This is a genomic window from Enterococcus sp. CR-Ec1 (genome assembly GCF_002850555.1).
In the GTDB taxonomy this organism is placed as follows: Bacteria; Bacillota; Bacilli; order Lactobacillales; family Enterococcaceae; genus Enterococcus_D; species Enterococcus_D entomosocium.
On sequence record NZ_CP025223.1, the window covers coordinates 1,091,156 to 1,117,500 of the forward strand.

Below are 26,345 nucleotides of genomic sequence, written 5' to 3' on the forward strand. Positions count from 1 at the left end.
TCTTTAGTATAAAATGCTTTTTAAGAAGTGGCACGAACAAACCAGTGCGTTTGAACGAACGAAACTGTCATTTCTTGGTGACAAATGCGTGATAAATTGAAATAAAACGTTTTCAATATGATGCTTTTTTGTTATTATATCTTTATGAAAGAAAACGGTTGAGGTGAGGATATGGAGAATATTACGATCGGTGAAAAATATGTCTGCCGACCTGTCGGGGCGAGCAAGCCTGTGATTGGTGTGGTGGAAAAACTATACGTACATACGGCGTTGATCGTCGTTTCAAGTTATGAAGAAGAAGATCAAGCACAAGTAGAAGCTTGTAATCGTCGGATGATCGTCAGTTTCAATAAAATTTGTACGCAAACGAACGTTGCCTAACCAACTAGCAAAAAATGCTGCTCAACGGATCACCGTGAGCAGTATTTTTCTTTGTGTGAGATCAGCCAACGCCAATCACGAAATTCAATAGTTTGTCTGAATAAGTCATGTCTTCTTCCGACAAACTCAACTCTTCATTTAAAATCCCCATTTGGTCAGTAATGATCCCGTCTACACCGTAAAAACGCATTCGGCTGATAGTATCCGCATCATTGGGGGTCCAAACGAACACTTCCTTGCCATCGGTCCGGGCAGAAGCGATGAAGTTGCGGTTGATCGTACTGTATTCCATTGTCAGAAAGTCGGCACTGGTCAGTGGCGGCCCTACGACATTGAAAGGCATGATGTATCCCGATGTCAATTCAGGCGCCTTCTCTTTTAATTCTTCAACAACTGTATAGGAGAGACTTTGCATAATATGCCCATTTGCAACTAAATCCTCTTGGTATCGGTCTAAGAAGGCATCTACGAGTGCCGCAGTATCTTTTTGTTGGGTTTTGATCTCCACCAGTAATTTTTGGTCCAACTGATTGGCAAGCGCCAAGTACTCGTCAAAAGTTGGAATACGGGCTGTCTGGTTGTTTTCTGAAACCGTCAGTGATTCGGCGTAACTCAAGGGCAATTGCTCGGGTTTTCCTTTGCCGCCTGTCAAAGGCCGGTAAGAAAAATCATGGTAGACAATAAAATGACCATCACTTGTTTGCTGGACGTCCATTTCCACGTAGTCCGGCTGATATTTCTCACTAGTAAATCGTAACGCTTCAAGGGAATTTTGGACCCCTTGTCCGTCGCTTACCCCTCGATGGGAGATCGTTACCGGATGGATCGAAGCAGCTGAGGTCAGATAGTTCATATTATACAGACTAACCCCAACACCAAAAAGTACCGTGACCAAGGTAAACAAGGAACTTTTCAGTCCTAGAAAATGTCGCTGGTTCAATGGTTCTTGGTGGAACCACGAAGGGATCTCTGGTAAAAAGCCTTCATCATCCATGAAATCAACGATGATGTAAAAAATAGCCACAGTCGATAAAATGACATTCAGTAACAAAATAAACTGCAAGAAAGTCATAATAAAAACAGCACTATACAACGCATAGTCCGGTGTAACAACTTCAATCACCGCTTGAAGGGTAATCAGCAGCGTGAAGCCCAGAGTCGTGATCAATAAGATACTACCACCGATAAAGACAAATTGACCAACGATGGCAAAAAAACGGCGTTTTGTTACTTGGAGGCTTTCTTTGATCGCTTTTCGAAAGGGCAGATCACGTAAAATCATTTCCGGTAAGGCAAAGATCACGCGAATCCCCAAGTAAATCAACAAAACATAAACCAAAAGCACTGCCCCAATGATCAAGACACGATTGGCAAAAATAAAGTCCATGATAAAAGCAGGGATTTTGATTTTTGCGAGTAAATCCGAATTAAAACTCAATCCACCGATGGGTAAAATCAGTAAGAAGTAAAAAAGGAAAAATAAAAAGGTCATCGGCCGTAATTTGCGCAATTGCAAAATAGTCATTCGTAACAATTGCCGCAAGCTGATGGGCTGCTTCTTTTTGATAAAATAGACACTCAGCAGTAAGAAAGTAAATTCAAAAAAGACGGCTAATAAGATCAAAAGCAAAATCAGGGTTAATGAGAGCAACACAACAGGGTGATCTGTAAAGATACTACCGATATTATCGAAAGAAAGATAAGGCAAGCCGCCGCGCTTTAAGACGAACTTGGTGGAAGCTGATAATATCGGGATCACTAAGAACAACAAGGCACCGTGCATCAATAAAACATCACGGAAGTAGGCATTGCTGTCTTTCAAAAAATCCCACGTGTTGACTAAGCTGTTTTTTAAATAATTCATGGTCGTCATCCTAACAAAGTAAGTATTGTGGTTCAATTTATTCTAGAAAGGCGGTAAAAAAGAGCCGAACAGTTTTAGAAGCACATTTGCCACAGGCATAGTTCCCTGTTTGAAAAGCAGCTTCTTTACGTTCGGCTCGCTGAATTGATCGTTTTTCTTACATATGATTCTTATCCGCCTAACAAACCAGTTAAGAATGTTCCACCGTAAATCAATGCCATACTGTACAAGAAAATTGAAGCAGGTTTTGCCAACAAAATAATCAACGTAAATTTCTTCACTGTCATGTTGGTCAAGCCAGCCATTAGACAAAGGGCATCATCAGGGGCAACCGGTAGAAAGATTGCAAGGGCGAAAAGTTTTTCAAATCGGCTTTGGTTGTCTAACCAGCCGATATATTTATCGTAAGTTTTGTCACTGATCATACTTAAAATGAATGGTTTACCGTATCGTCGGCCAAGCAGGAAAATAATGACAGAACCAATACTGATTCCTACATAGTTATAAACGAATCCTAGATAAGGACCGAAAATCAAGACACCTGCAGCGCTGGAGACACCACCGGGAATAATCGGGATTACTACTTGCAAGATCTGCAATAGGATAAAGACGATTGGTCCTAAGATAACGGAATTTCCAACTAGACCTCGCAGTGCATTAATATCTTTAAAAACACCTAGATTGATAAAATAGATGGTTAACGCGATCGATAAACCTAAGCCAATAATAGAAATCGTATTAATGATACGACGAGAAGTTGCTATGCTCACAGGACTTCATCTCCTTTATGTTTCATAATCTCACTATACGGGGTGGGACCAGAAAAATCCAGTAAAACAAATGACAAACGTCAAACAGTTTTGTAAGGTATGCCTTTATTATAAAAGAAGTCCGAAAAGAAAACATTGTACTAAAGTCTGAAATAAGAAAAATTTATAGTTTCTGCGCGCCAATAGTTTTAGGAGATTTTTTTATCCGGGTGACGTTTTTTTGTGCGTTTCACTTGCCAGCGATTGACGATCTTTTCAACCACACTCGTCATCATGAACCCGCCGGCAATCGCCCCAGCGGTGATGACAACGATCATCAGATTTTCAAAACCGACAAAGTTGTCGCCCAAAGCGAATTCTCGAACGGCTTTGTAGGCAGGCCCACCCGGTACGAGGGGAACGAGGCTGGGAATGTTAAAAATGATCATGGGCATTTTTTTTCTGCGGGAAAAAAAGATGCTGACGCAACCGACGGCAAATGCGGCTAAGAAGTTGGCACTGCCTAGACCGTAGCCAATCGTTTGCAATGACCAATAGATCATCCAGCCAACCGTTCCAGCAATGCCTGTGGCAACTAAGGCTCTTTTAGGAATATTGGTCAAGATGCCGAAGGTTACAGTGCTTAAGAAGCTGAAGGAAAGGTGAATAAAAATCGTCATGAGATCCCTCCAAATAAGGTGAAGACCGTGGCAATGCCGACACCGATCGCGGCAGCAGTAAAGATGGCCTCTGTTCCCCGAGCTGTGCCACTAATGAGATGGCCTGCCAAGATATCTCGAAAGGAATTGGTGATTGCTACACCAGGAACTAAGGGCATGACGGCACCGATAATCAAATTATCGACGTTTTGTGCGATATGAAGAGAGACCGCTAAGACAGACAAAGTACCGATCAGTAAGGAGGCACAAAACATATCCAAAAAGCGAATGTCGATCAGTTTCTTGACCCAATACGCACACAAAAAGCCAAGGCAGCCAATGACGAAGGTCGCTAGAAAGTCAAACCAAGCACCGCCAAAAATAATCATTAAGGTACTGCTGACCACGCCAGCACTAAGAACCTGTAGCCAGTAAGGAAAACTTGGTGTTGTCTGATTGACCTTTTTTAATGCCTCATGCAGTTCCGCTAAGGAAAGTTTCTTTTCCGCATAGGCGCGAGAGAGCCCATTGACGGCAACAATTTTTTCGAGATTGATGACTCGATCATGAACATTTTCTACTTGTGCATAGTGGCTACTGCGTAAGCCCATAAAAAGTCCAGTTGCTGTTACATAACTAATACTCCCTTGCTCTCCAGCGTTTGCCGCAATTCGATTCATCGTATCTTCCACGCGATACACTTCCGAGCCGTTTTCCATCATGATTTTCCCTGCTAATAAGCAGGTCTCCAATAATAGCTCTTTTGATTCAGCCATTTCCAAACCCCTTTTTCAATCGAATTTGCGTGCTACACTCCTAGTGTACAATTTCAGCGAGTTTTCAACAAGAAAGAAAAGTAGATTTGAAAAATAACTAGAACGCCATCCGTTGGATTTTTTGTGATAAATGAAAAAAGCAGAACATTTCCTATTACTAAACATTCGTTTTTAGTGAACAAAGTGAATAGAAATAAGATAACGGAAGGAGTGTTTTATTTTTAAAAAATGAATATCTCGGTTACAATTAAATAAATATAAAAAGGGGGATTTATTGATGCGAAGGAAGGTCTATACAAGAGAACACATTTTGAAGGCCGCTTATGAACTGATCAATAGAGAAGGTTTTGGCAACTTTACGGCCCGGAATATCGCTAAGCACATGGGAATTTCTACTCAACCAATTTATCTTGAGTTCGAAAATATGCAGGACTTAAAAAATACCTTGGTGGAGGCTGTTTTCAAAGATTTATCGGAAAATGTTTTTCCAGTCGTTCGAACAGGAGACAAACTTGTTGATTTAGGCCTGAATTATATACGCTTCGCGCAAGAGCAGCACAATCTCTACATCGCCCTTTTTATCGACGACTACGGCGGGGGGAAATTGATGCATGATTTTTCATCCACCTATTTCAAATCCTTGATCAAATCAGAAGAAAAATATGCAGATCTATCCGAAGATGCGATAAATGCACTACATAATGGCGCATGGATCGTTGTGACTGGTTTGGCTTCCTTAATGTCGGCGGGTATCATCACACCCACCGATGATCAGATCATCAAAATCATCAACGAGACGATCGCAGGCGTAATCGAAAAGAAAGAAAACTATATTTTCGATTAAAGAACAAAAAATCTGTATCCATTTCCATTTTGGATGCAGATTTTTCTTGACATTTTTTGTAAAACTAGCGAAAATAACTGTTATGGAGAGTTGGCAGAGTGGTAATGCAGCGGACTCGAAATCCGCCGACCCGGTTCATCCCGGCGCGCAGGTTCAAATCCTGTACTCTCCTTATACCAACGCTTTGGAGCGTTTAGCCTATCTTTCGAGATAGGCTTTTTTGTTTGTTGTGGGCAGAAGAATATAAATGACTGCCGAGGTTGATCGATAACCATCTGAAAAGCGATTAACCTACACTCGGTCTAGAAAACAGCATAATTGTTCCGTCAACTTGCCGATATCTTTTTTGCTTGTGGTCCTGCAACAAACGAAAAGAATCAATCGGGCAAACGTGATAAGGCGTATTCAATTTGTTCAGAAGTAAAGCCTTCAAAGGAAAGTTGGCTCGCCACACGCTCATCCGATAAGGATAAATTTTGCGAGTAGCGAATCGCTTTTTTCAATGCTTGCTCGTTCCAATCGGCATCCACGGTGGCTACGGCAAAGTCTGCTGCGCTCTCAGAAAAATCTTCATAGAGTAGTTGGCGTTTTAAGCTCGACTGAGAAAACGCATTGCTGGATAAGTATCTTTCTGCACGATTCAGTGCATTTCTTTCTTCACGAGAAAGTTCAGGTGTATGTTGCTCGTTGTTCGCGGGTTCTTCTTGTTGTGCGCTACTTGCTTCGTTGTTGCCAGCTTTTTGTTCTCCTTGTGGTTGTTCCATGGAAGCAGCGGCATCGCCAAAGGATTCGCTTTGCCTTGATTCGTTACGTAAAGAAAGGCTTAATTGCGCAGTGATGCTATCGAAAGATGTCACATCTTGGTAGAAGGACAAGCCACCATAAGAAAACAAGGCAATAAAAGCGGAAGCGACAATGATCAAAACGTTTCGATCTCGTTTTGAATTTTGTTTTACAAGCCCAATATAAAATAAGACAATGCCAAAAACGAAACAGAACAATCCAATGAAAAACAAAATGGCGAAAAACGTAGCCATAAAAATTCCTCCTAAATAAAAGTCTCCTGAAAAGACAATAGTACTATGTTCTGTACCAGAAAACAGATTTGTCTTTTCATGAATAGAGGAAAAGGATGATTTGACAAATGTAACGTGTATGCTATTAATGGATCATTCATAAGTATTAAAGGAATGACGCTCAAGAATGACTAGTGAAATAGATGGTAAACTTAATAAAAGCACAGTTGTATCAGTAGGAGGCAAGAAGATGGATTTTGAAGAAAAAGATTATTTTATGCGTTATACAAAAGTTGCGGCACAGGGATTGAGTAAGTTTATTACGCAAGGATCTGTTGATGAAATCTTACAGCTAGATGAACAGCAAAGTGGACAGAAGCAAGAAGTGGATGCTGCAACAGACAAAAGCGAGCCAAAAAACAAGAAAGCACCTAGCTAATTATTTCCTTAGCGAGGTGCTTTCAGTACGAATCGGTATCCTTCATTTGGATAAACTCCTTATGCATTTTTTTTCAATTCTTGTACAGCTTGCTCGATCGTAATTCCAGTCGCAAAATGATTCGCATCTTTTTTATCGAAAACGATAAATAAATTCAATTTGGTATCCAGAGTTACACGATATTGTAGATCTGTGTTATAGAATGTCATAGTCATTCTCCTTTCTTAAAACTTGTCATTGAAAGGCAACGGTTAGTTGATAACGAAATTCCATAGTTAGAATAACACTTTTTTTCACAATAGTCCAATAAAACTATCAAACGAACAAATCTGACTGATTATTTTCAGGAAATCAATGCTGAGAATGGAAGCAAAAGAAGTTTGCTGGAGTCAGTAAATTCGGGAAAAGTATCTTTGTATATTTTCAGAAAAATAGAATTCATAAAAAATTTCTTAAGAATTTTGAGGATAGCTATTTTCTTAGATAACAAATTTGTAAGATTGAGAGTATGAGATGATTGGAAACCTTGATATCATAAGGTTTATCTTCAAATTGTGTTTTGTGCAAAAATATATTGATTGTATTTTTTTGAAAAAGAGATCGTATCTCTTGAATTCTATGGTATGATTTACTTTAGAAAAATGAAAATGGATTATGAAAACGGATGTGAAAATATGTGCGGAATTGTCGGCTTTGTCAATTCAAAAGACCAAAAAGAAATCATTATTGAACGCATGATGGACCGGATCGTTCATCGCGGACCAAACAGTTCAGGGAAATTTACCGACGACCGAGTGGCATTAGGGTTTCGTCGTTTATCGATCATCGACTTAGAAGGTGGCTCACAACCAATTTTTAATGAGGATCGAACAAAAGTAATCATTTTTAATGGTGAAATTTACAACTTTCAAGTATTGCGTGAGGAATTGATCCAAGCAGGTCATGTCTTCTCTACCCATGCGGATACCGAAGTAGTCTTACATGGCTATGAAGAGTGGGGCATTGATGTGTTGCAGCGCCTGCGGGGAATGTTTGCTTTTGCCATCTGGGATACTCAAAAACAAGAGCTTTTCGGCGCGCGGGATCACTTTGGGATCAAACCGTATTACTATGCGCAAATGAACGGCAGTTTCATGTTTGGCTCTGAAATCAAAAGCTTTTTGCCTCATCCAGATTTCAAGAAAGAACTAAACCAGGAGGCGTTGAAACCTTATTTGACGTTCCAATACTCGCCTTTGAACGGAGAAACCTTCTTTAAAGGCGTTCATCGTTTGCAAGAAGGGCATTATTATCTGTTTAATGAACAGGGATTGACGATCAAGCAGTACTGGGATGCAGATTTTTCAGTGAAAGAAAATCATTCAAGAGAAGAATGGGTCGATAAAATCGATCAAGCAGTCCAAGAATCAATTGCCGCTCATCAAATCAGTGATGTTGAAGTCGGCTCATTTTTATCCAGTGGTGTCGATTCAAGTTACGTGGCCTCGGTCTTGCGCCCAGATCACTCATTTTCAATTGGGTTTGATGACAAAACCTACAACGAAGCGATCGAAGCCCGCAAATTGACGGAAAAGCTCGGCTTGAACAACACAGCAGCGGTCATCGATGGTGAAATGTCCTTTGAGGCATTTCCGCTGATTCAGTATCACTTGGACGAACCGGATTCTAACCCAAGCTGTGTCCCTTTGTACTTTTTAGCCAACCTAGCAGCACAGCAAGTGCGGGTCGTTCAATCTGGGGAAGGGGCAGATGAATTATTTGCCGGTTATGCTGCCTATGGCTTCCACACAAACTCTAAAGCGGTTCGCGTTTTTGCCCAAGGCTTGAAAAAACTGCCGCAAAACATCCGCTTTCGTTTAGGGCGTCAAATCGGCAAAATGAAAAACTTCCATGGTCGAATTCATCTTTATGAAGCAACGGCACCTGCCCAAGACTTCTTTATCGGGCAAGCCCTGGTCTTTGAAGAAGAGGAAGCACTACAGCTTTTAAAACCAACGTATCAAAAAGGACCATCTGTTGCTGAAATCGTTGCGCCTCATTATGAGAAAGTCAATGGTCTCAAAGACGAGGTCAACAAGATGCAATATTTGGATCTTCATCAATGGATGCCGAAGGATATTTTGTTAAAAGCAGACAAAATGTCCATGGCGAGTTCTTTAGAATTACGGGTTCCGTTACTGGATATCGAGATGCAAAAACTGGCGCAAACGATCCCGACGAAATATTTGATCAATCAAAACAATACGAAAGATGTGTTTCGACAAGCGTCAAACCGTCATTTGCCAAAAGAATGGGCAAACCGTGAAAAGCTAGGCTTTCCTGTACCAATCAAGGCATGGCTGAAAGAAGGAACAGGGTATGAAGCAGTTAAAGCCCTTTTTGAGTCAGACTTTGCAGCAACCTTCTTTGATCAAACAGCGATTTTGCAAATGCTAGAAGACCATCGCCAAGGAAAACCGAATCTTCAGCGAAAAATCTGGACGATCTTTACATTCTTGACCTGGTACAAAGTATTCTTTATTGATGAATCGATTCCCGAAGCCAAAGAAATCGTTTATGAAACACTTTGATTTGAATATGGAAGCAAAAAAAAGCTGATGCGGACAATCCCGCATCGGCTTTTTTTATAGACCTAAATATTTTTCCAAGTAATCGACCATGCCATCTTCCGCATTGGTTTTGTCAGTAACATCATTGGCGATCGATTTTAATTGTTGCGTGCCATTTGCCATAGCAACGCCCCAACCCGCATAATCCAGCATCTCCAAATCATTGTGTTCATCACCAAAAGCGATGATATCTTGCCGATCCAAAGACAAAGAATCCGCGATCACCGAAAGACCAAGTGCTTTATGGACCCCTTTTGGTACGATCTCTAAGATGGCTTGAGGCCCGCCCCACGTGCGAACATCGACTGCATCGTCAAATTGATCCTTGATACGTAAAGAAACAGATTCTGCTAATTCATTTTCGGTTTTCACCAGTAATGAAGTGGGATCCGTTTTTAAATTTGCTAATAGATTTTTTTCGGAAGCATTACCCGAAAAGAAAAAGTGTTGATCAAATCCGCTTAAATCATCAATGAAAAAGGTTTCGCGATTTTCTGCTGCGACAAATGTCAGCCCCAATTGCTCTTTTTGTGCCATGAGCTCAAACGCAATTTCTCGAGAGATCGAGTGCTCCATTTCATTTGCCCATACTTGTCGAGGTTTATGGACCAACCCACCGTTAAAATTGACCATTGGTGTTGTGAGCGCCAATTCTTTATAGAATTGATCGCTCATACGAAAAGGTCTTCCTGTAGCGATGGTAACAAAGTGTCCCGCTTTGGTGGCGCGAACCAGTACCTCACGTGTGCGAGGGGAAAGTTGGGATTCAGTATTTAAGGTTGTGCCATCTAAATCAATGGCGATGATTTTTGGTTTCAAAAGACTCGCTCCATTCTCTTATGGTAGTGGCTTAAGTGTAACATATTTCTGTCATTTCACAATACAAGTAAGTTTTCGATAAGTTTTCATAATAGTTACAAAGCAAAACACGAACATTAAACGTTTTTGGTTCGTTTTATTCGGAAAAAGGTTTGAAAAGCGAAAATTATTCCCTTATAATTTGTAATTGTTCGATGAAAAGCGCAATTATTCATTTTTTCTTTTCATAGAAACGATTAACGTTCAGGAGTGAAACATAACATGGAAAAGTTTTTCAAATTAAAGGAGAATAAAACGACGGTTTCCACAGAAGTGATGGCTGGGGTCACCACCTTCTTCGCGATGAGTTATATTTTGTTTGTGAATCCGACGATTTTATCTGCTGCAGGCATGCCGTTTCAAGCTGTTTTCTTAGCAACAATCATCGCTTCAGTGATTGGTACCCTGATCATGGGCTTATTTGCAAATGTGCCTTACGCGCAAGCGCCTGGAATGGGACTTAATGCATTCTTCACCTTTACCGTTGTTTTTGGTTTGGGGTATACGTGGCAGCAAGCATTAGCGATGGTTTTCATCTGCGGCCTGATCAACATTTTTATCACGGTGACTCGAATCAGAAAAATGATCATTCATGCGATTCCAGAAAGCATGCAGCATGCAATCGGCGGCGGGATCGGGATCTTTGTGGCTTATGTAGGGATCAAAAATGCCAACTTGCTAAACTTCAGTGCAGACACTGCCGCAGTGACGGGTTCAGTTGTCGACGGTGAGACGATTGTGAGTGCCAATTTTAATGGGGGGATCGTCCCAGCTTTGGCGAATTTCAATAATGCACCTGTTTTGTTAGCAGTGATTGGTTTAGTAGTGACTACTTTATTAGTGGTGAAAAATGTTCGTGGGGCAATTATTTTTGGTATTTTAGGAACGACGATCATTGGTATTTTGATGGGTGTGGTGGATTTAAGTGCCATTGATTGGCACGGGAATTCATTAGGAAGTTCCATCAGCGAACTAGGAATCACATTTGGCGCTGCATTTGGCTCTGAAGGAATGGGCTCACTATTCAGTGATTCTGCCAAAATCCCTCAAGTAATCATGACGATTTTAGCGTTTAGTTTATCAGATGTCTTCGATACGATCGGTACCTTTATTGGGACCGGACGTCGTACTGGGATCTTTTCGAAAAAAGATGAAGAAGCGGTTGAAAACAGTAATGGGTTGAATACGAAGATGGATAAGGCTCTTTTTGCAGATGCCGTAGCCACTTCTGTAGGGGCCATCGTAGGGACCTCAAATACAACGACTTATGTGGAATCAGCAGCTGGCATCGGTGCTGGTGGACGCACGGGCTTGACTTCCGTTGTGGTGGCAGCACTCTTTGCGATCAGCAGTATCTTTTCTCCACTGATCTCAATCGTTCCCGCACAAGCGACAGCACCGGCGTTGATCTTGGTTGGGGTAATGATGATGGCTTCTTTTGCGGACATCAAGTGGACTGATCTAGAAGAAGCAGTTCCAGCCTTCTTCGCGTCCATTTTTATGGGCTTGTCTTACAGTATTTCAAATGGGATCGCTGTTGGTTTCATTTTCTATGCATTAGTGAAAGTAGTGAAAGGAAAAGCCAACGAAGTGTCTCCGATCATCTGGGTCGTCAATGCGTTGTTTATCCTGAACTTTGTCATTTTGGCTTTGATCAGTTAAGTTTAATGATGAAAATCTTTCTGTATTTTAAATGCAGAAAGATTTTTTATTTGATTATTACTCACGATACGGTATAGTATTTGTGAAAGAAGGTTTGTAAATGAAGATTGATTGGAAACGAAATCTACTGATTTCATGGGTAGGTTGTTTTTTTACGGGTGCCAGTTTTAGTCTTGTCATGCCATTCATTCCCTTATATATAGAAGAGTTAGGCGCTCCAGAGAGTCAAATTGAGTTGTTTTCTGGATTAGCAATCTCAGTAACGGCGTTTGCGGCGGCTATCATTGCTCCAGTTTGGGGAAATCTAGCAGACCAAAAAGGTCGTCGTTTAATGATGATTCGCGCGGCTGCGGGGATGACAGTGACGATGGGTTCTTTGGCTTTTGTACCGAATGTCTATTGGTTATTGATCATGCGTTTCTTTACCGGAATTTTATCGGGGTATATTCCAAATGCGACTGCGTTGATCGCTTCGCAGGCGCCTCGAGAAAAAAGCGGTTGGGCGCTTGGGACATTGGCTACAGGAGCCATCGCAGGGAATTTGATTGGTCCTTCGATGGGTGGGGCGTTGGCGCAATGGTTTGGCATGAAAAATGTCTTTATTATCACAGGCGTTGTTCTACTAATCACGCTGTTGCTTACGATTTTTCTCGTTCAAGAAGATTTTGAGCCAGTTGAAAAGGGCGATCTGCTTTCCATTAAAGAAATTTTTGGTCAAATCAAAAATATGCAGTTGCTTGTTGGCTTGTTTATTACTTCCCTGATTTTACAGCTAGGTGTAACGAGCATCAGTCCGATCCTCACATTGTATATTCGTGATTTAAGCGGGGATACGGGCAATATTTTGTTCGTCAGCGGATTGATCGTCTCTGTTGCCGGTGTTTCAGCGATTATCTCCTCGCCGTTTTTAGGCAAAATCGGTGATCGTTATGGCAATCACAAAGTACTATTGGGGGGCTTAGTGCTATCATTTTTCTGTTTCATTCCGATGGGCTTTGTTTCTACTCCGTTTCAATTAGGCGTGTTACGCTTCTTGCTTGGTTTTTCTACCGGTGCCTTGATGCCGTCCATCAATACACTGATCAGCAAGATCACCCCGATGGAAGGGGTCAGCCGCATCTACAGCTACAACCAAATGTTTTCTAACTTTGGGCAAGTGTTAGGTCCGATGGTCGGTTCAACGGTGGCAGCTGGTTTTGGTTATCCCGCTGTCTTTTGGGTAACTAGTGGGTTTGTACTGATCAATATTTTTATCTCAGGATTTAATTTCCGTAAAAGCTTACGTAAAACGGACATCAGTGAATAGTTGAAAAGAAAAAAAAACCAGTTACAATAAAGGTAACTGGTTTTTTTTTAATGGCTTGTCTTTTCAGGCGCTGGTGCGATAATACCAACAAGAATGATCACCACACCTGTGACCAAAGAGATGATTGAAGTTAATTGAAAATCATAAGTTGCTCCAGCAAGTGAGCTGCCTAGATAGCCAACGACTTGACCTAATACAAAAGTCCAAAATAAAGTGACTAGGTAACGCATGACGACACCTCTTTTCTGCGTATCTTCCATTTCGACTTTAGTTTATCACAAAAATATTTATTGTAAAGATTTTCACTTTTTCATTTTGTTTTTCAAATCTATTTACTAGCAGAAAGAAAGAGAATTTTCATTTTTGGAGGGATTTCAATGTATTCACAGCTCACCACCTTAAGCGCCTATTCGTTGCTGCAAAGTACGATCAAAATTCCTCACTATATAGAGCAAGCCAAAAAGATGGGCTATCAGACATTGGGGCTGACCGATCATAATGTTCTCTATGGCGCGGTCGAGTTTTATCAACAATGCCTAGCACAGGGCATCAAGCCGATTTTTGGCGCTTTGTTCGACTGTACCTTCGGAGAGGGATCAATGTCCTTTCCATTGTACGTATTTGCCAAAAACCTCAAGGGCTATCAAACCTTGATGCGTTTATCAAGTGAAAAAATGATCACCGAGCAGTTGAATTTAGCTGCTTGTGATTCTTTGCAGGATCTCTTTGGTTTGCTGCCTGAAGGCGAGGGGTTTCTGCCTTCTCAGCACGATGATCTAGAAGCCAATCAAGAAGCACTGCGAGCAATCAGCCATAAATTTGATTCTGAGAGCTTGTTTTTAGGGATTACTAGCAAAGGGCTAGATCCAGAAACGATCGCTTGGTTTAACGAGCAAAACATTGCACCATGTGCGTATCAACCCATCGCGGCTTTAGCACAAGAAGAAGCCTTTGCAGTCAAAGTGATGACCCATATCAAAGATGGTTCGCAAATTGAAGACTTTCGTCAGGCAAAAGAGCAAGCGACTACGCAGCTTTTTTTACAACCGGCAGACCAATTGACTGCGTCATTTGGCGAAGCGTCGCAGGCATTGATGAATAATCAGCGGATTGCAGCTGAATGCGCCGTCGAGCTGCCGCTGCATCAGCGGCTGTTGCCTCATTACCCGCTACCAGCCGAAGAAAGTGCTGCGGACTATTTGCGGAAAATTTGTTTTGAGCGTCTGCCTCAGCGTGTTGCCCACGTTACATCGGCGTACGAACAGCGTTTGGATTATGAGTTGTCCGTTATCCATAAGATGGGCTTTGATGACTATTTCTTGATTATTTGGGACGTCATGGACTTTGCCCACCAACAAGAGATCGTTACCGGCGCTGGACGGGGATCGGCTGCTGGAGCACTGGTGGCATATGTTTTATCGATCACCGACGTAGATCCAATCAAATACGATCTTTTGTTTGAACGATTCTTGAATCCAGAACGTTACACGATGCCTGATATTGATTTAGATATTCCTGACAATCGCAGAGACGAGATTTTACAGTATGTGCGCCAAAAATATGGGCAAGAATATATGGCACAGATTGCCACGTTTGGTACCATGGCGGCCAAAATGGTTTTGCGAGATGTTTCTCGGGTCTTTGGTCTCTCGCAAAGTGAAGCTAATCGCTGGTCAAAAGCCATCCCCAATGCCTTGAAAATGACCTTAGATCTTGCTTATGAACAATCCAATCAGCTGCGAGAGCTGGTTTCGTTCAATGAGCGGAATCAAGTAATGTTTCAAGTCGCCAAAATCTTAGAAGGACTGCCCCGTCACGTATCGACCCATGCCGCCGGTGTGGTGATCAGTGACAAGAATCTGCTTGATTTGGTGCCTTTGCAAGAAGGCAGCGATGGGATTTGGCTGACCCAGTTTACCATGAATGACGTGGAAGCCATTGGCCTATTGAAGATGGATTTTTTAGGTTTGAGAAACTTGTCGATCATTGATAATACCTTGAAAGGTATCAAACGAATCAGCCAACAAATCGTAACCCAAAAAGAGATTCCTCTTGATGATCCAGCAACATTGCGTTTGTTTCAAAAAGGGGAGACGGCAGGGATCTTCCAATTTGAATCAGCGGGAATACGCAATGTCTTGCGCAAGCTAGGGCCAGAAAGTATCGAAGACATTGCTGCAGTCAATGCCTTGTATCGCCCGGGACCGATGCAAAATATTGATACTTTTATCAAGCGGAAAAAAGGACAAGAGCGGGTCTCTTATCCGGATGACAGCTTGATTCCAATCTTGCAAAACACTTACGGAATCATTGTTTATCAAGAACAGATCATGCAAGTAGCTTCCAAAATGGCTGGTTTTAGCCTAGGACAGGCAGATATTTTGCGGCGAGCAATCAGTAAAAAGAAAAAAGACGTGTTGGATGAAGAACGTCGCCATTTTGTGCAAGGTGCGTTGGCCAATCATTATGACGAGAAGACCGCCAATTTGGTCTATGACTATATTGAGCGCTTCGCCAACTATGGGTTTAACCGTTCCCATGCGTTTGCCTATTCCTTTATCGGCTTTCAAATGGCGTACTTGAAAGTGCACTATCCGGCACCTTTTTTTGCTTCGATCTTGCACTCGGTACGCAATACTGCAAGCAAAATGAAAGAATACTTAAATGAAGCCGCACGTTATGGCGTAGAAGTATTGCCACCATCGATCAATACCAGTGGGTTTAGTTTTCAACTGCAAAATGAGAAACAAATCCGCTTTGGGTTCAGCAGTATCAAAGGGATTCGGCGCGACATGATCCAAGACATTTTGACAGAACGAAAAGAGCATGGCAATTTCACGTCCATGGATCAATTTTTACTTCGCTTGAATCAGCGGAACAGCAAGTGGTTAAAGTTGGACTATTTATTGCCGCTTTTGAGCATCGGTGTATTCGATGTGATTGCGCCTAATCGAAAACAAGCATTGATCCAACTAGAAGGGAAAATCCAAAATATTACTTATAGTGGCGGCAGTTTGGATCTCTTAGAAACCATGGCTTTAAAAGAAGAAGCCGTTGCTGATTACAAACTGGAAGAGAAACTGGCTTTGGAAGAAGAATACTTAGGTGTTTATTTGTCTGGCCATCCCGTAGAACAGTTTCAAAAATTGCATCAATTAAAACAAATCACCGATATTGCCGATCTGGTTCCGAATGAACGGGTCCGCATCCTTTTGTATGTCCGCAAGATTCGGGAGATACGTACAAAAAAAGGCGAACAGATGGCATTTGTTGAAGGAACGGATGCTAGCAAAGAAGTTTCAGTAACGATTTTTCCCATCGTTTATCGACAAGTGCGTTCCTTGATCGAAGAAAATGCTGTTCTCTATATTGAAGGAAAGGTCGAGGTAAGTCGTTACAATGGTGAAATCCAACTCATTGCTGATAAAATAGACTTAGCAGAAAACGTTCAAAATAAAATTGCGTCACAAACTTGCTACTTAAAGATTTCTGCTGAAGCCGAAACGTCGCACCTGCAAGCATTGTCGAAGGAAATGAAGCAGCATCAAGGAAATATTCCAGTGGTGATGTTTTATGAAAGTAGTGGCAAAAAAGTGTTATTAGCAGAAGAAAACTGGGTAACGGATGAGCCGAACTTTGTCACACAACTGAAGGCATTATTAGGAAATGGAAATGTAATTTTCAAGTAATTTTCCGAAAACGATAATTCAACTTACACTTTTTTCAACTTTTTCCCACTATTTCAAGACATTTTCATGGAATAATGGTAGAATATGTCTCGTGGTTATTACTTGAAAACTAGCAAACAGGGGCTTCCCTAAACAAAATCTTTTGATGAGGTGAAAGAATAATGAAACGCATTGGAATTCTAACCAGTGGCGGCGATGCACCAGGAATGAACGCAGCGATTCGCGCAGTTGTCAGAAAGGGTATTTTTGACGGACTTGAAGTATACGGAATCAACTATGGCTATGCCGGACTAGTCGCAGGCGACATTCGTCGCTTAGATGTTGCTGATGTTGGTGACAAAATTCAACGTGGTGGAACATTCTTATATTCAGCACGTTATCCAGAATTTGCGACACAAGAAGGGCAATTAAAAGGAATCGAGCAATTAAAGAAATTTGGCATCGAAGGGCTAGTCGTGATTGGTGGAGATGGATCTTACCATGGTGCGATGGCACTTACTCGCCACGGTTTCCCAGCAATCGGGATTCCAGGAACGATCGATAACGACATTCCAGGAACAGATTTCACGATTGGTTTTGATACAGCGATCAATACTGTCTTAGAATCGATTGACCGGATCCGTGATACAGCGACATCACATGTCCGCACATTTGTGATCGAAGTAATGGGACGTGGTGCTGGCGATATCGCTTTATGGTCAGGTGTGGCCGGTGGTGCGGATGAAATCATCATCCCAGAACATGATTTTGACATGCAAGTTGTTGCTGATCGTATCCGTGAAGGACGCGACCGCGGGAAAAAACATTGCTTGATCGTTTTAGCCGAAGGCGTGATGGGCGGAAATGATTTTGCTGACAAACTTTCTGAATACGGCGATTTCCATACCCGTGTATCAATTCTAGGACACGTTGTCCGTGGTGGTTCACCAAGCGCTCGTGACCGTGTGTTAGCAAGTAAATTTGGTTCATATGCCGTTGAATTATTGCAACAAGGCAAAGGCGGTCTATGTATCGGTATCGAAAACAATGAAATGATTGCTTCTGATATTATCGAAACCCTTGAAAACAATCGTCACAAACCAGATCTTAGCTTGTATAACTTGAACAAAGAAATCTCATTCTAAAGAGATTTTTTAGAGCAACGCAACAGTAATTTTGTAAAAAAAGCTTATTAGCTATTTTAAATAAATGAATAGGAGCGTTTAGTAATGAAAAAAACAAAGATCGTAAGTACATTAGGACCAGCAAGTAACAGTGTGGAAATTATTTCTCAACTGATTGAAGCCGGTGCGAATGTCTTCCGCTTTAACTTCTCTCATGGAGATCATGAAGAACAATTAGCGCGTATGACAATGGTTCGTGAAGCCGTGAAGAAAACTGGTAAAGATGTCGGTATCCTTTTAGATACAAAAGGTGCTGAAATCCGTACAACTGTACAAAATACGACAGAAGCTGACTTTGGTCGTGCTGGATACATCCAATTTAACGTTGGCGATGAAACACGCATTTCAATGGATCCAGAACACAAAGGAACAAAAGAAAAAATTGCTGTAACTTATCCTGGTTTATTTGAAGATGTTCATGTGGGCGGACACATCTTGTTTGATGATGGTTTGATCGACATGGAAATCAAAGAAAAAGACGAAGCAACCCGCGAATTAGTGGTTGTTGTTAAAAATGCTGGAATGTTAGGATCACGTAAAGGGGTCAACGCTCCTGGTGTATCAATCAGCTTACCTGGTATTACTGAAAAAGATGCAGAAGATATCCGTTTTGGTCTTGATAACGATATCGACTTCATTGCCGCTTCATTTGTACGTAAAGCGCAAGACGTTTTAGAAATTCGTGAAATTTTAGAAGAAAAAGACATGACTCATGTGCAAATTTTCTCTAAAATCGAATCACAAGAGGGTATCGATAATATCGATGAAATCATCAAAGTTTCTGATGGTATCATGGTTGCCCGTGGTGACATGGGTGTTGAGATCCCTGCTGAAGAAGTACCAATGGTTCAAAAGAGCATCATTAAAAAATGTAACGCTGCTGGTAAATCAGTTATCACAGCAACACAAATGTTAGAGTCAATGCAACAAAACCCACGTCCAACCCGTGCAGAAGCTTCTGACGTTGCCAATGCTGTCTTTGATGGTACCGATGCAACAATGCTTTCTGGTGAATCAGCAAACGGTGACTACCCTGTTGAGGCAGTAGCAACAATGGCACGGATCGACATTGAAGCTGAAAAAGCTTTATCAGAAAACAGCACATTCCAAATCAACCAATTCGATAAAACAGATGTAACAGAAACAATCGGTTTATCTGTTGCTCGTGCGGCGAAAAACCTAGGGGTTAAAACAATCGTTGCAGCGACTGAATCTGGCTACACTGCGAAAATGATCTCTAAATATCGTCCAGATGCTGACATTTTAGCTGTCACATTTGACGAACGCACAAAACGCGGCTTGATGCTTAACTGGGGTGTCTACCCAACCGTTGCTGAAAAACCATCAACAACTGATGAAATGTTTGAATTAGCAGCAAAACAAGCAGTGGATTTAGGCTTTGCTAAAGAAGGCGATCTAATCTTGATCACAGCCGGTGTTCCTGTTGGTGAACGCGGAACAACCAACGTCATGAAGATCCAATTGATCGGATCAAAATTGCTTGAAGCGCAAGGGATTGGTGAAAAATCAGTTGTTGCCAATGCCGTGATCGCTCACAGTGCCGAAGAAGCAATTGCGAAAGCAAAAGATGGCATGATTTTAGTTGTACCAACAACAGATAAAGAATATATGCCAGCAATCGAAAAAGCAGCAGCTTTAGTTGTTGAAGATGGCGGCTTGACTTCTCATGCAGCAGTTGTCGGAATCGCGAAAGATCTACCAGTCATCGTTGGTGCCAAAGACGCAACAACAACCATCAAAGATGGCGAATTGGTTACTCTTGATTCTCGTCGCGGTATCGTTTATCGTGGAGAAACAACAGCGATCTAATGATTTTTAACGATTGATCAAGCAACAGGCAAGTGCACGTTGTGCGCTTCCTGTTGTTTTTTTGAGAGGGTCGAAATCCCTTGAGAAAGGGCATTAAAATGACACGATCAAAAATGAAAAAGGTGTCAAGAAAATTTCATTGACAAAGCCTCAGAAGCCCTGTATAATTGCTTTTGTTGCTTAGGGGTGATAAAAATGAAATGGTCTTTATTGGAATTAAAAAAATACCAAGAGACACCGCTGATGTTTGAAGAAACACTTGACTTAAAGAGTCAACTGATAAAACGCGATGGACAGATCATTGATTTGTCTCCTGTAAAAGTAAAAGGGCTGATGAGTGTTGATAAGCAAGGATACTTGCTGCACTATCAAGTAGAAACGACGATGACATTGCCATCTACTCGTTCTTTGACACCTGTAGCGATTCCTTTTGATTTTTCAGTGGATGAACACTTCATGACACCAGAGCAATTTCAGCGTCGCGATGAAATGATCGTCGAAGAAGAAGTTTTGATCGTTGAAGGTCAAACCATCAGCTTAGATGAATCTGTCGCTGATAACCTATTACTTGCGATTCCTTTGCAAGTCCTGACAGAAGAAGAAAAGCAAGGTTCAGCAATGCCATCTGGCAACGATTGGGCTGTTTTGTCAGAAGAAGACTTTGCAAATCAAAAAGAAGCGCAAGCTCAACAAGTTGATCCTCGTCTTGCAAAATTATCCGAATTATTCACTGAATCAGATGACGATAACGCGTAGGATTGGAATAAATTGCAGCCTCAAGGTTGCGTTCATTAACAAGGAGGTGTAGCAAAATGGCAGTACCAGCTAGAAAAACTTCGAAAGCGAAGAAGGCAAAACGTCGTACACATTACAAATTGACAATCAACGGTTTGAACGAATGTGCAAACTGTGGTGAAATGAAAAAAAGCCACCATGTCTGCTCAAACTGTGGTCATTACGATGGCAAAGACGTAGCAACAAAAGAAGCATAATTCCTTTTTTCAGAAAGAGGATTCTAAAACCTTAGGCTAACCATGGAGCCTGAGGTTTTTTTGTTTTTTTGACGAATATGGAACTTTTCAGAAATATTTTTTGTCCAGCGAAAGAGAATAGTTCAAAAGCAGGTACATTTGCGCTATAATGAAAAAGATAATTGAATCTTAGGAGGATGAAAGATGACAAAACAACAAATCGGCGTTGTCGGTATGGCTGTTATGGGCAAAAACTTAGCGTTGAACATCGAAAGCCGCGGTTATTCAGTTGCCTTATTTAACCGTACTGGTTCAAAGACAGAAGAAGTAGTAAAAGAACATCCAGATAAAAATTTTAAAGCAACCTATACGATAGAAGAATTTGTTCAATCTATTGAAAAACCACGTCGTATTTTATTAATGGTAAAAGCAGGATTTGCGACAGATGCAACGATCCAAGAATTATTGCCTCATCTAGACAAAGGCGATATTTTGATCGATGGCGGAAATACCTTCTTTAAAGATACGGTTCGTCGTAACGAAGAGTTGGCAAACTCAGGAATCAACTTTATCGGTACAGGTGTATCTGGTGGGGAAGAGGGCGCCTTGAAAGGTCCTTCGATCATGCCAGGAGGACAAAAAGAAGCGTATGAATTGGTTGCGCCAATCTTGGAACAAATTTCTGCAAAAGCCGAAGATGGAACACCTTGTGTGACTTATATTGGACCAAACGGTGCAGGCCATTACGTAAAAATGGTTCATAACGGGATCGAATATGGGGACATGCAGCTGATTGCTGAGTCTTATGACTTGATGCAAAACATATTAGGTCTATCTGTTGATGAAATGGCTGATATTTTTGCTGAATGGAACAAAGGCGAATTAGACAGCTATCTAATTGAGATCACAGCGGATATTTTGACTCGCAAAGACGATCAAGGTACAGGCAAACCAATCGTTGATGTGATTTTAGATGCTGCTGGTAATAAAGGAACTGGGAAATGGACAAGCCAAAGTGCCTTAGACCTAGGCGTACCACTACCATTGATCACTGAATCTGTTTTTGCCCGTTATATCTCGGCTTACAAAGAAGAACGGGTCAATGCCAGCAAAGTCTTACCAAAACCAGAAGCAGTTGCTTTTGAAGGAAACAAAGAAGAGTTTATCAATAAGATCCGCGAAGCATTATACTTCAGTAAGATCATGAGCTATGCACAAGGATTCGCGCAATTACGTACAGCATCAAAAGAGTATGATTGGGATCTTCCTTTTGGTGAAATTGCCAAAATTTGGCGTGCAGGCTGTATCATCCGGGCTCAATTTTTACAAAAAATCACGGATGCTTATGACAAGAATGCCGACATTGAAAACTTACTATTAGATGACTACTTCAAAGATATTACGAAACGTTATCAATCTTCTGTACGTGAAGTAGTTGCACTAGCTGTCCAAGCAGGAGTACCTGTGCCGACGTTCTCATCTGCGATCGCGTACTTCGATTCTTATCGTTCTGATCGTTTGCCAGCGAACTTGATCCAAGCACAACGGGATTACTTCGGAGCGCATACGTATGAACGGACAGATAAAGAGGGAATTTTCCATTATTCATGGTATGATGAAGCGTAAGCTTTAAGAGAATCCAAAAGAGAAAGACCGAAAGTGAGAACTTTCGGTCAATCTCTTTTTTATTTTTTAGATACATGATAAAATAAGACAGATAATGTCTAATTTAAAGGCAGAATAATCAATAAAGGGGCTATCAATAATGAGTAATATTCTAATCATTGAAGATGAAAAGAACTTAGCTCGATTTGTGGAATTAGAATTGAAGCATGAAGGGTATAATACTGAAGTTCATTATAACGGACGGACGGGACTGGATGCGGCGCTGAATAATGAATGGGATGCGATCTTATTGGATCTGATGCTTCCTGAGTTAAATGGGTTAGAAGTTTGCCGCCGCGTGCGTCAATCGAAGAACACCCCGATCATCATGATGACCGCACGAGATTCCGTGATTGATCGAGTATCAGGTTTGGATCATGGTGCTGATGATTATATTGTGAAGCCTTTTGCAATTGAAGAATTGCTGGCACGCTTACGTGCGTTGCTTCGCCGTATCGATATCGAAGGGGACAAAAACGTTGCAAAACAAACCACGATCACATACCGAGACCTAACGATTGAAAAAGAAAATCGTGTCGTTCGTCGCGGAACAGATGTCATTGAACTAACGAAACGCGAATATGAGCTATTGTTGACTTTAATGGAAAACGTTAATGTCGTTTTGGCCAGAGATGTTTTATTAAACAAAGTCTGGGGCTATGAGACAGAAGTTGAAACCAACGTTGTCGATGTTTACATCCGCTACTTACGGAATAAAATTGATGTACCAGGGGAGGAAAGCTATATCCAAACCGTTCGTGGTACAGGTTATGTGATGCGGTCGTGAACCTTAAAAAAAGAATGAAAAAATTAAAAGAACTGAAGGGGCCTTCTTTAACTGTAAAGTGGGCCTTCGCAAGTTCTTTCTTTATATTCGTCGTATTTACGATCTTTGCCGTGATCACCTATAAAACATCGGTGAATTTGATCGTCGCTAAAGAAGAAAACAATGTGGAGCGGACGATGTCAGAGGTTGCTTCTCGTTTAGCCAATTCGGATCAAGAACTAACATTGGTCCGAACGTATCGTAATTTAACCAAAAATGATGCGGGGACGACGAGCATTTATGATCGCACTTCAACGATCGATGGCAACTTAATGAAAATCGACTCCTTTATTTCGGAATTAGGCCAAGCACCATTGAGCCTGTTTGTTTATAATTTGAATGAGGACCTTGTGTTTAAAACCCATGAAAATGATTTAGCACTGATCGACACGCAGCGCAAAGCGCCAACCATCGTAACGCTGGATGGTATCACAGGCTTTCTCTCGATCCAACCCATTTATTCAAAAGGCACCAGAGAGCGGATTGGCTATGCTCAAACATTTTATGAGTTGACTTCTTTTTATGAAATACGCAGCAAACTGCTGCTGACTTTGATTATCTTAGAAGTCGTCTCTCTGATTCTCAGCAGTGTACTCGGGTTCTTTTTATCAGCGTATTTCCTTCAGCCATTAAAGGTATTACGGGATACGATGGAAACTGTTCGGAAAAACCCGCAGTCAACCGTGCATATGCCAGAATTAAATACGAACGATGAACTGTCTGATTTAGCAGATATATTTAATGAGATGTTGGATCGCATGCGCCTGTACATTGAGCAGCAAGAGCGATTCGTTGAAGATGTTTCTCATGAGTTACGGACACCCGTAGCAATCATTGAAGGACACATGAATCTTTTGCAACGTTGGGGGAAAGATGATCCAGAGATCTTGGATGAGTCCCTCGCAGCCAGTATGCAAGAGATCAGTCGAATGAAGACGCTAGTACAGGAAATGTTGGATCTCTCAAGAGCGGAACAAGTGGATGTTCATTATGCAAATGAAACAACTAATGCAAAAGAAGTTGTCTATCAAGTGTTCAATAACTTTAAAATACTGTATCCGGATTTTGTCTTTACATTGGATGATGATTTGTATCATGAGTTGAAGCTGAAAATCTATCGCAATCATTTTGAACAGATCATTATTATTGTCTTGGATAACGCAGTAAAGTATTCCACTGATCGAAAAGAAGTTCATCTATCCATTTCATTGGATCGTCAATCTTTTGAAATTGCCATCCAAGATTTCGGGGAAGGCATCTCCAAAGAAGACCTCGATAAGATCTTCAATCGTTTCTATCGGGTAGATAAAGCTCGTGCTAGAACCAAAGGTGGCAATGGTTTGGGGTTATCTATAGCAAAACAACTATTGGAAAGCTATAAAGGAAAAATCACGGCGGAGAGTGTCATTGGCCAAGGAACAATCTTTCGGATTTATATACCGATTCTTCAAACGGAAGATCGGACGAAAAGAGAACGTTGAGCAAAAAAGCTTAAGTTCTCTTTTTTCATTCTTAAATGATAGATTTAGTGCCGAAACACTGCTTATAAACGAACGTTCGAATCGTTTGGTAATGAATAATTCGCCTATGAAAATAGTTGTCAAAAAGCCTATTTTTTTAGTTGATTTTTCCTTTAAGAATTGCTATATTATTACTTGTCCTTGTTAAGACATTTGTAACAAACACTGATTGATCTTTTTTGAAATTAGTTGTTGACGAAACATTTTACAAGTGTTATTATAACAAAGTCGAAAAAATATCGTCTCTGAAAAAACCTGATAAATCAAAAAAACTTTTCAAAAAAGTGTTTGACATATAACGGTTGAGATGGTAAGATAAAAAAGTCGCTGAGGTTAAGAGAGAAGTTAAATAACAACTTCTTGAAAAAAACTTTTAAAAAAGAGTTGACAATCAAACGTCGCTCTGATATGATATAAAAGTTGCTAACGCAGCACGGTAGACCTTTGAAAACTGAACAAAGCAAGCAAACGAACCAATGTGTAGGACGTTTCAATTTATTGAAACAAATACATGCAAGCAATAGCTAGCAAAGTTAATTTTTATGAGCTTAATGACCGTATGGTCATTCAAACAAATCATTATGAGAGTTTGATCCTGGCTCAGGACGAACGCTGGCGGCGTGCCTAATACATGCAAGTCGAACGCTTTTTCTTTCACCGGAGCTTGCTCCACCGAAAGAAAAAGAGTGGCGAACGGGTGAGTAACACGTGGGTAACCTGCCCATCAGAAGGGGATAACACTTGGAAACAGGTGCTAATACCGTATAACACTATTTTCCGCATGGAAGAAAGTTGAAAGGCGCTTTTGCGTCACTGATGGATGGACCCGCGGTGCATTAGCTAGTTGGTGAGGTAACGGCTCACCAAGGCAACGATGCATAGCCGACCTGAGAGGGTGATCGGCCACACTGGGACTGAGACACGGCCCAGACTCCTACGGGAGGCAGCAGTAGGGAATCTTCGGCAATGGACGAAAGTCTGACCGAGCAACGCCGCGTGAGTGAAGAAGGTTTTCGGATCGTAAAACTCTGTTGTTAGAGAAGAACAAGGATGAGAGTAGAACGTTCATCCCTTGACGGTATCTAACCAGAAAGCCACGGCTAACTACGTGCCAGCAGCCGCGGTAATACGTAGGTGGCAAGCGTTGTCCGGATTTATTGGGCGTAAAGCGAGCGCAGGCGGTTTCTTAAGTCTGATGTGAAAGCCCCCGGCTCAACCGGGGAGGGTCATTGGAAACTGGGAGACTTGAGTGCAGAAGAGGAGAGTGGAATTCCATGTGTAGCGGTGAAATGCGTAGATATATGGAGGAACACCAGTGGCGAAGGCGGCTCTCTGGTCTGTAACTGACGCTGAGGCTCGAAAGCGTGGGGAGCGAACAGGATTAGATACCCTGGTAGTCCACGCCGTAAACGATGAGTGCTAAGTGTTGGAGGGTTTCCGCCCTTCAGTGCTGCAGCAAACGCATTAAGCACTCCGCCTGGGGAGTACGACCGCAAGGTTGAAACTCAAAGGAATTGA

General features: G+C 41.5%; 22 protein-coding genes, 1 tRNA gene and 1 rRNA gene (1 of these 24 cut by a window edge). 16 read left to right on the top strand and 8 right to left on the bottom strand.

What is annotated here, in order from left to right; translation table 11 throughout:
• The first annotated feature begins 171 nt into the window (after positions 1–171).
• Positions 172–381 carry a hypothetical protein gene (locus CXM95_RS05215; protein ID WP_016619871.1) on the top strand — a complete coding sequence of 70 codons (210 nt, stop codon included), beginning with the start codon at positions 172–174 and terminating at the stop codon, positions 379–381.
• Positions 382–442: 61 nt separating this feature from the next.
• On the opposite strand, the gene CXM95_RS05220 is transcribed toward CXM95_RS05215, so the two are convergent.
• From CXM95_RS05220 to CXM95_RS05235, 4 genes are all read right to left on the bottom strand, one after another.
• Complete coding sequence (locus CXM95_RS05220) at positions 443–2,245, bottom strand: glycerophosphoryl diester phosphodiesterase membrane domain-containing protein (RefSeq protein ID WP_086299271.1); 1,803 nt, start codon at positions 2,243–2,245, stop codon at positions 443–445.
• A gap of 170 nt (positions 2,246–2,415) precedes the next feature.
• Positions 2,416–3,015, bottom strand: coding sequence for a TVP38/TMEM64 family protein (locus tag CXM95_RS05225; protein ID WP_005229140.1), 600 nt, complete (start codon positions 3,013–3,015; stop codon positions 2,416–2,418).
• A gap of 188 nt (positions 3,016–3,203) precedes the next feature.
• Positions 3,204–3,674 (bottom strand): threonine/serine exporter family protein, encoded by a 471-nt coding sequence (locus tag CXM95_RS05230; RefSeq protein WP_005237187.1) that lies wholly within the window; start codon positions 3,672–3,674, stop codon positions 3,204–3,206.
• A complete protein-coding gene (locus CXM95_RS05235) occupies positions 3,671–4,429 on the bottom strand; it encodes a threonine/serine exporter family protein (protein WP_016619873.1) in 759 nt (252 codons plus the stop codon). Before CXM95_RS05235 ends, CXM95_RS05230 begins: the two co-directional genes overlap by 4 nt.
• A gap of 277 nt (positions 4,430–4,706) precedes the next feature.
• Between CXM95_RS05235 and CXM95_RS05240 the strand changes: the two genes are divergently transcribed.
• A complete protein-coding gene (locus tag CXM95_RS05240; protein WP_086299272.1) occupies positions 4,707–5,273 on the top strand; it encodes a TetR/AcrR family transcriptional regulator in 567 nt (188 codons plus the stop codon).
• Positions 5,274–5,357: 84 nt separating this feature from the next.
• A tRNA-Ser gene (locus CXM95_RS05245) sits at positions 5,358–5,445 on the top strand.
• 205 nt (positions 5,446–5,650) lie between these two features.
• Here CXM95_RS05245 and CXM95_RS05250 read toward each other — a convergent pair.
• A complete protein-coding gene (locus tag CXM95_RS05250; protein WP_086299273.1) occupies positions 5,651–6,310 on the bottom strand; it encodes an Ltp family lipoprotein in 660 nt (219 codons plus the stop codon).
• 229 nt (positions 6,311–6,539) lie between these two features.
• On the opposite strand from CXM95_RS05250, the gene CXM95_RS05255 reads away from it, so the two are divergent.
• Complete coding sequence (locus CXM95_RS05255) at positions 6,540–6,728, top strand: hypothetical protein (RefSeq protein WP_034872503.1); 189 nt, start codon at positions 6,540–6,542, stop codon at positions 6,726–6,728.
• A 59-nt stretch (positions 6,729–6,787) separates the two neighbouring features.
• Here CXM95_RS05255 and CXM95_RS18820 read toward each other — a convergent pair whose 3' ends face one another.
• On the bottom strand, positions 6,788–6,937 hold the full coding sequence (locus CXM95_RS18820) for a hypothetical protein (protein ID WP_199559935.1): 150 nt from the start codon (positions 6,935–6,937) through the stop codon (positions 6,788–6,790).
• Positions 6,938–7,402: 465 nt separating this feature from the next.
• Here CXM95_RS18820 and asnB point away from each other — a divergent pair, with 465 nt between their 5' ends.
• The gene (asnB, locus tag CXM95_RS05260; protein WP_061054487.1) at positions 7,403–9,298 is read left to right on the top strand and encodes an asparagine synthase (glutamine-hydrolyzing); all 1,896 of its coding nucleotides are present in this window, start codon (positions 7,403–7,405) and stop codon (positions 9,296–9,298) included.
• A gap of 54 nt (positions 9,299–9,352) precedes the next feature.
• Here asnB and CXM95_RS05265 read toward each other — a convergent pair whose 3' ends face one another.
• Positions 9,353–10,156 carry a Cof-type HAD-IIB family hydrolase gene (locus tag CXM95_RS05265; RefSeq protein ID WP_005229159.1) on the bottom strand — a complete coding sequence of 268 codons (804 nt, stop codon included), beginning with the start codon at positions 10,154–10,156 and terminating at the stop codon, positions 9,353–9,355.
• Between the two features lie 261 nt (positions 10,157–10,417).
• Between CXM95_RS05265 and CXM95_RS05270 the strand changes: the two genes are divergently transcribed.
• Together CXM95_RS05270 and CXM95_RS05275 are read left to right on the top strand one after the other, a co-directional pair.
• Entirely contained in the window at positions 10,418–11,857 is a 1,440-nt protein-coding gene (locus tag CXM95_RS05270) for an NCS2 family permease (protein WP_005237180.1), read from the top strand.
• Between the two features lie 100 nt (positions 11,858–11,957).
• Positions 11,958–13,163, top strand: a complete 1,206-nt coding sequence (locus tag CXM95_RS05275; RefSeq protein ID WP_016619879.1) for a multidrug efflux MFS transporter — start codon at positions 11,958–11,960, stop codon at positions 13,161–13,163.
• 47 nt (positions 13,164–13,210) lie between these two features.
• On the opposite strand, the gene CXM95_RS05280 is transcribed toward CXM95_RS05275, so the two are convergent.
• The gene (locus tag CXM95_RS05280) at positions 13,211–13,393 is read right to left on the bottom strand and encodes a YjzD family protein (protein ID WP_008377814.1); all 183 of its coding nucleotides are present in this window, start codon (positions 13,391–13,393) and stop codon (positions 13,211–13,213) included.
• Positions 13,394–13,540: 147 nt separating this feature from the next.
• On the opposite strand from CXM95_RS05280, the gene dnaE reads away from it, so the two are divergent.
• The 9 genes from dnaE to CXM95_RS05325 all read left to right on the top strand — a co-directional run.
• Complete coding sequence (dnaE, locus tag CXM95_RS05285) at positions 13,541–16,852, top strand: DNA polymerase III subunit alpha (RefSeq protein ID WP_086299274.1); 3,312 nt, start codon at positions 13,541–13,543, stop codon at positions 16,850–16,852.
• 161 nt (positions 16,853–17,013) lie between these two features.
• Positions 17,014–17,976, top strand: coding sequence for a 6-phosphofructokinase (pfkA, locus tag CXM95_RS05290; RefSeq protein ID WP_005237177.1), 963 nt, complete (start codon positions 17,014–17,016; stop codon positions 17,974–17,976).
• An 84-nt stretch (positions 17,977–18,060) separates the two neighbouring features.
• Entirely contained in the window at positions 18,061–19,845 is a 1,785-nt protein-coding gene (gene pyk / locus CXM95_RS05295; RefSeq protein ID WP_008377816.1) for a pyruvate kinase, read from the top strand.
• 195 nt (positions 19,846–20,040) lie between these two features.
• A complete protein-coding gene (locus CXM95_RS05300) occupies positions 20,041–20,601 on the top strand; it encodes a YceD family protein (protein ID WP_016619881.1) in 561 nt (186 codons plus the stop codon).
• Between the two features lie 56 nt (positions 20,602–20,657).
• Positions 20,658–20,837, top strand: a complete 180-nt coding sequence (gene rpmF, locus CXM95_RS05305) for a 50S ribosomal protein L32 (RefSeq protein WP_005229191.1) — start codon at positions 20,658–20,660, stop codon at positions 20,835–20,837.
• A gap of 183 nt (positions 20,838–21,020) precedes the next feature.
• The gene (gene gndA, locus CXM95_RS05310; RefSeq protein ID WP_005229192.1) at positions 21,021–22,442 is read left to right on the top strand and encodes an NADP-dependent phosphogluconate dehydrogenase; all 1,422 of its coding nucleotides are present in this window, start codon (positions 21,021–21,023) and stop codon (positions 22,440–22,442) included.
• A 139-nt stretch (positions 22,443–22,581) separates the two neighbouring features.
• Positions 22,582–23,268: a response regulator transcription factor gene (locus CXM95_RS05315; protein WP_005229193.1), complete on the top strand. Its 687-nt coding sequence runs from the start codon at positions 22,582–22,584 to the stop codon at positions 23,266–23,268.
• Positions 23,269–23,282: 14 nt separating this feature from the next.
• On the top strand, positions 23,283–24,788 hold the full coding sequence (locus CXM95_RS05320) for a HAMP domain-containing sensor histidine kinase (protein WP_034872519.1): 1,506 nt from the start codon (positions 23,283–23,285) through the stop codon (positions 24,786–24,788).
• A 616-nt stretch (positions 24,789–25,404) separates the two neighbouring features.
• Positions 25,405–26,345: ribosomal RNA gene (locus CXM95_RS05325) — 16S ribosomal RNA — on the top strand (it continues 619 nt past the right edge of the window).

Excerpts from the sequence above, each read along its gene's own strand:
- CXM95_RS05270 (WP_005237180.1), top strand. The coding sequence starts at position 10,418 with ATGGAAAAGTTTTTCAAATTAAAGGAGAATAAAACGACGGTTTCCACA.
- CXM95_RS05320 (WP_034872519.1), top strand. The coding sequence starts at position 23,283 with ATGAAAAAATTAAAAGAACTGAAGGGGCCTTCTTTAACTGTAAAGTGG.
- CXM95_RS05300 (WP_016619881.1), top strand. The coding sequence starts at position 20,041 with ATGAAATGGTCTTTATTGGAATTAAAAAAATACCAAGAGACACCGCTG.
- CXM95_RS05215 (WP_016619871.1), top strand. The coding sequence starts at position 172 with ATGGAGAATATTACGATCGGTGAAAAATATGTCTGCCGACCTGTCGGG.
- dnaE (WP_086299274.1), top strand. The coding sequence starts at position 13,541 with ATGTATTCACAGCTCACCACCTTAAGCGCCTATTCGTTGCTGCAAAGT.
- CXM95_RS05315 (WP_005229193.1), top strand. The coding sequence starts at position 22,582 with ATGAGTAATATTCTAATCATTGAAGATGAAAAGAACTTAGCTCGATTT.
- CXM95_RS05275 (WP_016619879.1), top strand. The coding sequence starts at position 11,958 with ATGAAGATTGATTGGAAACGAAATCTACTGATTTCATGGGTAGGTTGT.
- CXM95_RS05240 (WP_086299272.1), top strand. The coding sequence starts at position 4,707 with ATGCGAAGGAAGGTCTATACAAGAGAACACATTTTGAAGGCCGCTTAT.
- CXM95_RS05255 (WP_034872503.1), top strand. The coding sequence starts at position 6,540 with ATGGATTTTGAAGAAAAAGATTATTTTATGCGTTATACAAAAGTTGCG.
- asnB (WP_061054487.1), top strand. The coding sequence starts at position 7,403 with ATGTGCGGAATTGTCGGCTTTGTCAATTCAAAAGACCAAAAAGAAATC.
- CXM95_RS05235 (WP_016619873.1), bottom strand. The coding sequence starts at position 4,429 with ATGGCTGAATCAAAAGAGCTATTATTGGAGACCTGCTTATTAGCAGGG.
- CXM95_RS05250 (WP_086299273.1), bottom strand. The coding sequence starts at position 6,310 with ATGGCTACGTTTTTCGCCATTTTGTTTTTCATTGGATTGTTCTGTTTC.
- CXM95_RS18820 (WP_199559935.1), bottom strand. The coding sequence starts at position 6,937 with ATGACATTCTATAACACAGATCTACAATATCGTGTAACTCTGGATACC.
- CXM95_RS05230 (WP_005237187.1), bottom strand. The coding sequence starts at position 3,674 with ATGACGATTTTTATTCACCTTTCCTTCAGCTTCTTAAGCACTGTAACC.
- CXM95_RS05220 (WP_086299271.1), bottom strand. The coding sequence starts at position 2,245 with ATGAATTATTTAAAAAACAGCTTAGTCAACACGTGGGATTTTTTGAAA.
- pfkA (WP_005237177.1), top strand. The coding sequence starts at position 17,014 with ATGAAACGCATTGGAATTCTAACCAGTGGCGGCGATGCACCAGGAATG.
- CXM95_RS05280 (WP_008377814.1), bottom strand. The coding sequence starts at position 13,393 with ATGCGTTACCTAGTCACTTTATTTTGGACTTTTGTATTAGGTCAAGTC.
- gndA (WP_005229192.1), top strand. The coding sequence starts at position 21,021 with ATGACAAAACAACAAATCGGCGTTGTCGGTATGGCTGTTATGGGCAAA.
- pyk (WP_008377816.1), top strand. The coding sequence starts at position 18,061 with ATGAAAAAAACAAAGATCGTAAGTACATTAGGACCAGCAAGTAACAGT.
- rpmF (WP_005229191.1), top strand. The coding sequence starts at position 20,658 with ATGGCAGTACCAGCTAGAAAAACTTCGAAAGCGAAGAAGGCAAAACGT.